The sequence below is a fragment of the Dietzia sp. SLG310A2-38A2 genome (assembly GCF_014145095.1).
Taxonomy (GTDB): domain Bacteria; phylum Actinomycetota; class Actinomycetes; order Mycobacteriales; family Mycobacteriaceae; genus Dietzia.
In genome coordinates this window covers 13,271-18,118 of record NZ_JAALDX010000548.1, presented here as the reverse complement: position 1 = coordinate 18,118, position 4,848 = coordinate 13,271, and the positions used below count along the sequence as shown (strand labels likewise).

Sequence of the window (4,848 nt, the reverse complement as noted above, 5' to 3'; positions counted from 1 at the left end):
CCTGGAGGAGTTCGCGGAAGCTGGTTCCTTCCGCGGCGAGCCGGCGTTTCAGGGCTTATATCGTTTTCGGTGCTGGGAAGACCGAGCTGTCAAGCCCCGGGTTTTGTAGAGTGTGGTTATGTGGCGTCGACGAGGTCGTCGACGGGCTCGGGTGACGGTTCGGCCACCGCGTGTTGTGCTTCGTATTCGGCGGGTGGGACGTAGCCGATCTCGCCGTGGATCCGGCGGTGGTTGAACCAGTCGATGTACTCGGCCACGGCGATCTCAAGGTCGTCGATGTCCCGCCATGGCCCCTTGTGGCGGTTGCGGATCAACTCGGCTTTGAACAGAGAATTGAACGCTTCGGCCATCGCGTTGTCGTAGGAGTCGCCGCGTGAACCCACCGAGGCCACCAGATCCTGTTCTTCGAGCCGCTCGGTGTAGCGCAGCGCCCGGTATTGAACGCCGCGGTCACTGTGGTGAATCAGGCCGCCCAGGTCGTCGCCGGCGTGGGTGCGCTGCCAGATCGCCATGTTCAACGCGTCCAGAGCCAGGTCGGTGTAGAGGTTCTTGGACAGCTGCCACCCGACGACCATCCGCGAGTAGACGTCGATGATGAACGCCGCGTACACCCACCCGGCGTAGGTGCGGATGTAGGTGATGTCGGCTACCCATAGTTAATTTGGCCGCTCGGCGACGAACTTGCGTTCCACCAGGTCAGCGGGCCGCTCGGTCTCAGCCTTGGGCCGAGTGGTGCGCGGCGACTTGGCCCTCTGGACCCCCTTGAGTCTTTCAGCTCTCATGAGGCGTTCGACGGTGCAGCGGGCGACCTGGTGGCCGGCGCGTCCCATCTCCTTCCACATCTTGCGGGCGCCGTACACGTGGTAGTTCTCCTCGTACATCGTGGTGATCGCGGCCGTCAGTTCGGCGTCGCGAACCGACCGCGCTGAGGGCGGTCGGGTCTTGGCGGCGTAGTAGGACGAAGGCGCGATCGCGGCGCTGGTCTCGGACAGTGCGTCGCAGATCGGCTGGACACCGTGTTCGTCCTTGTGGCGGTCGATGAACTCAACCTTCAGCGCTGTGGACGGTCCAGCTCCGCGATGCTCCTATGTCAAGCCCCGCTCACGCCGCCGCCTGAATTGCAGGGATCGGAGTGCGTGGCGCTGCAGTTGGAGGCGGCGACGTGGCCTCGGCCACGGGCCGTGCTTCGTCGGCGCGCATCGCTGCGAACACCCGGTCCGATATCCGGCGGCGGAGCAGTCGCAATGCCTCGGTTCGGGTCTTGCCGGCGGCGATGAGCTTGTCGTAGTAGTCGGTGCCTTCGCCGCCGAGCCGCAGCTGGGTCACCGCGGCCATGTGCAGCGCGGTGTTGATGCGCCTGTTACCGCCCCGGGACAGCCTGACGCGGACCTTGTTGCCAGACCACACTGGGATCGGAGCCGTGCCGTTAAAACGGGCGAAGGCGTCTTTGGACTTGAACCGCCTGACCCCGGCAGTCTCGCCGATGATCATGGCCGCTCCGAGCACCCCAAGCCCCGGGACCTCAAGCAGGTGCTGATGATTCGCGCGCGCCAGCTTGCTCAGGCGGCTCTCGATCTCGTTGATCCGCCGGGTGAGCGATCGGATGTCCTCCAAGATGTCGCGGGCGATCTCCGGCACGACCCCGGTCAGGCCGTCCAGGTGGGTAATCAGCTCATCGAGAAGATGGTAACGACGCAGCGCCCGGGACGGTATCTGCAGGTCAGGGTCGATCTCGTGCAGGAACCAGCGGACCTTGGACTGCAATGCGGTACGGCGAGCGACCAGGCTGCGACGGTGGTCGGACAGTAGCTTGATCTCCCGCGCCGGCCCCGGCAACTCGGCCGTCGGTAGGTCACTTTCGCGCAGGGCAACGCGTGCCACGGCCTCTGCGTCGATCGGGTCGGACTTGCCGGGTTCGCGACCCGACCGGCGCATACCCGCCATCAGCCGGGTGTGGACTCGCACGACCTTGTGCCCGGCGTCGAGCAGGTCGGCTTCCAGGCGCCGGGTCAGGTGCCGGCAGTTCTCGATCGCAATGATCACCTCCTCGAACTGCTCGAGCCAGGTCATGATTTTCTGATGCCCGGCCGCCCGGGCCTCGACTGTGAGGACATCGATCCTCCTGCCGACCTCGTCGACAGCTACGAGCGTGTGCCAGTTCTTGTGGGCATCAATTCCGATGACAGTCACCGCGGGCCTCCTTCTGATCCGTTGCCGTACGTTCGGCACCGCCGACCGAGGTCGGGCACGCCTCAGTCGGGCAGGACGAGCGAGCAAGCTCCTATCAGGCCACGGCCTTGATCAGCGATGCACACCCGGTGGAGCGGCACATCGCGGACAAGCCACCTATGGCAGCGAAAAAACGAGCCAACCCCACCGGGCATCATCATTGTGGTACTGAAGCGAAAAAAGCCGACGCCTGCTTCAAGATCGTGTTCGCCCGCCGCAGCTCGCGGTTCTCCTTCTCCAGCTGGGCCAGGCGGGCGTCGCGATCAGCCGAGACCGACGAGGCGTCTTGGCCCTCGGCCTGGGCTTTACGGACCCAGGCCCGTAGTGCTTCGCGGTGCACGCCGAGCTGCTCAGCGACACGCACGATCGCACCGTGTGAGCGGTCGGGGTCGGCCAGTGCTTCCAACGCCATCCGCGTCGCTCGTTCGCGCAGCTCGTCCGGGTACTTGCGAGGTGCTCCCATGGTTCTGATGATCCCTTCCCGGGTAATCGATGTCTCCATCAAACCCGGGGCGATGCACGTCGATGCCGACGGCCAGCCGGCCGAGCTGCACTTGGTGATGGACAACTACGCCGCCCACAAGCACGCGAACGTCAAGGCCTGGCTGGCCGACAATCCACGGTTCACGGTCCACTTCACACCCACTCACGCCTCGTGGATGAACCTGGTGGAGGTCTGGTTCGGCATCGTCGAACGCCAGGCCATCCGCCGCGGGTTCTTCACCTCCGTCAAGGACCTCAACGCCAAGATCCGCACCTTCATCGACGGCTGGAACAACCGCTCCCACCCCTTCGTCTGGACGAAAACCGCCGACGAAGTCCTCGCGAAAGCCAACCGTAAGAAGACTTCAAATGCGGACCACCAGAGACGTGTTTAGGCGTGCTGGCGGACGGAGTGCTCGCCGAGCGAGCGAGTGCGCGTCGGGTACGGACTACTGTCCCATGACAGGTGTCGGGAGTGACCGGGCGATGATCTCCTTCATGATCTCGGTGGTGCCGGCGTAGATCTGACTGACCCGCAGGTCGGTCCATGCGCGCGCAATCGGATACTCCTCCATGTAGCCGTAGCCGCCGTGGAGTTGCAGGCAGGTGTCGGCGACTTGCTGAGCGCGTTCGGAGCTCCAGTACTTCGCCATCGCGGCGGTGGGGATGTCCAGTTCGCTCTTGACATGCAGGTCGAGACACTCGTCGATGAAGGCGCGGGTGACGCGGGCTTCGGTGGCGACCTCGGCGAGCTTGAACTTGGTGTTCTGGAATCCGAAGATCGGTTTGCCGAACGCCTCGCGCGTGAGTGTGTACTCGTGTGTCAGGTCCAGCATCAAGTCCATCGACGCGGCGCAACTGACGGCGACGATGAGCCGCTCCTGCGGGAGCTGCATCATGAGCTGGACGAAGCCCTGCCCCTCCTCGGTGCCGAGCAGATTGCTGGAAGGCACACGTACGTCATCGAAGAAGAGCTCGCAGGTGTCTTGCCCCTTGAGGCCGATCTTGTCGAGGACACGGCCGCGCCGAAATCCTTCGGAGCTGGTCGGCACGATGACCAGTGAGACGCCTGCAGCAGCCTGATCCGGGCTGGTCTTGCAGGCGACGAGCACCATGTCTGCGTGGTAGCCGTTGGTGATGAAGGTCTTGGCTCCGTTGATGACGTAGTCGTCGCCTTCTCGGACTGCCTTCGTCTTGATTCCCTGGAGGTCGGAACCGGTCCCCGGCTCGGTCATCGCAATGGCGGTCACGACCTCGCCGGAGGCCATCTTGGGCAGCCATTCGCGCTTCTGCTCCTCGGTGCCGTAGTGCAGCAGGTAGTGCGCCACGATGCCGCTGTGGAGTGCAGCCCCCCAGCTGCTGTCACCGATGCGGGCCTGCTCCTCGATAAGGATCGCCTCGTGGAAGAAGTTGCCGCCGCCCCCGCCGTACTCCTCGGGAACGGAGGCGCACAACAGGCCGAGCTCGCCGGCGCGGGTCCATAGTTCGCGGTCGACGCGCTTCTGTTCGATGAACCGCTCGATGTTGGGCTTGATCTCCCTCTCGCAGAACGTCCGGGCGAGTTGACGGAAGTCGTCGAGGTCCTGGTTCATCCAGGGTGAACGGCGGCTGGGCATGGGTCCTCCAAAGATTATGTGCCGGGTACAGGGTGTACCCGAAGGCTACGGGTACACCCTGTACCGCGCCAGTCCCTTTCGGGTTAGAATGTGCTGGTGGATCTTGCGAGGTGGGTGGACACGGCCGTGGTGCGCCGATCGACGGCGCACGAATCGCACCGGTCGGCACGACGAGAGCAGATAGTGGTGGCCGCGGCTCGTGCGATCGAGGAGTACGGTCCCGGCGTCGGTACTGCCCAGATCGCGGAACGGGCAGGCGTTGCGCGGCCTCACGTCTACCGGCACTTCGACAGCAAGGAAGACCTCGAACGAGAAGTGCTCCGATTCGCGGCTGATCAGCTCATCGACACCGTTCGTCCCGCCATGCGCGTGAGCGGTACAGCTCCCACCATCATCGAAGGCGTGATAGGCGCTGCCATCGGATGGGCTGCCGGTCATCCCAACCTGTATCGCTTCATGGCGGCGCGCCAGCAGAACAAGGAGACGCACCGGGCCAGGTTGGGGCGCACACGGTTCCTCG

At 64.5% G+C, this 4,848-nt stretch carries 5 protein-coding genes and 2 pseudogenes; 2 read left to right on the top strand and 5 right to left on the bottom strand.

Annotation, left to right across the window (positions count from 1 at the left end):
* Positions 1 to 116: 116 nt before the first annotated feature.
* From G6027_RS18060 to G6027_RS18045, 4 genes and pseudogenes are all read right to left on the bottom strand, one after another.
* Positions 117 to 644 (bottom strand): annotated as a pseudogene (locus G6027_RS18060) (IS3 family transposase); the annotation flags it as partial.
* Positions 645 to 656: 12 nt separating this feature from the next.
* Complete coding sequence (locus tag G6027_RS18055; RefSeq protein ID WP_228549072.1) at positions 657 to 902, bottom strand: IS3 family transposase; 246 nt, start codon at positions 900 to 902, stop codon at positions 657 to 659.
* 199 nt (positions 903 to 1,101) lie between these two features.
* Complete coding sequence (locus G6027_RS18050; RefSeq protein WP_069389779.1) at positions 1,102 to 2,190, bottom strand: IS110 family transposase; 1,089 nt, start codon at positions 2,188 to 2,190, stop codon at positions 1,102 to 1,104.
* Positions 2,191 to 2,386: 196 nt separating this feature from the next.
* Positions 2,387 to 2,692, bottom strand: a complete 306-nt coding sequence (locus G6027_RS18045) for a transposase (protein ID WP_069389780.1) — start codon at positions 2,690 to 2,692, stop codon at positions 2,387 to 2,389.
* Positions 2,693 to 2,750: 58 nt separating this feature from the next.
* Between G6027_RS18045 and G6027_RS18040 the strand changes: the two are divergent.
* Positions 2,751 to 3,107: pseudogene (locus tag G6027_RS18040) on the top strand (transposase); the annotation flags it as partial.
* Positions 3,108 to 3,161: 54 nt separating this feature from the next.
* Here G6027_RS18040 and G6027_RS18035 read toward each other — a convergent pair.
* Positions 3,162 to 4,328: an acyl-CoA dehydrogenase family protein gene (locus G6027_RS18035; RefSeq protein ID WP_069389782.1), complete on the bottom strand. Its 1,167-nt coding sequence runs from the start codon at positions 4,326 to 4,328 to the stop codon at positions 3,162 to 3,164.
* A 96-nt stretch (positions 4,329 to 4,424) separates the two neighbouring features.
* On the opposite strand from G6027_RS18035, the gene G6027_RS18030 reads away from it, so the two are divergent.
* Positions 4,425 to 4,848, top strand: a 424-nt coding sequence (locus G6027_RS18030; protein ID WP_206682517.1) for a helix-turn-helix domain-containing protein, incomplete at its 3' end; no start/stop codon positions are given.

Coding starts and splice junctions, on each gene's coding strand:
- G6027_RS18045 (WP_069389780.1), bottom strand. CDS start 2,692: ATGGGAGCACCTCGCAAGTACCCGGACGAGCTGCGCGAACGAGCGACG.
- G6027_RS18035 (WP_069389782.1), bottom strand. CDS start 4,328: ATGCCCAGCCGCCGTTCACCCTGGATGAACCAGGACCTCGACGACTTC.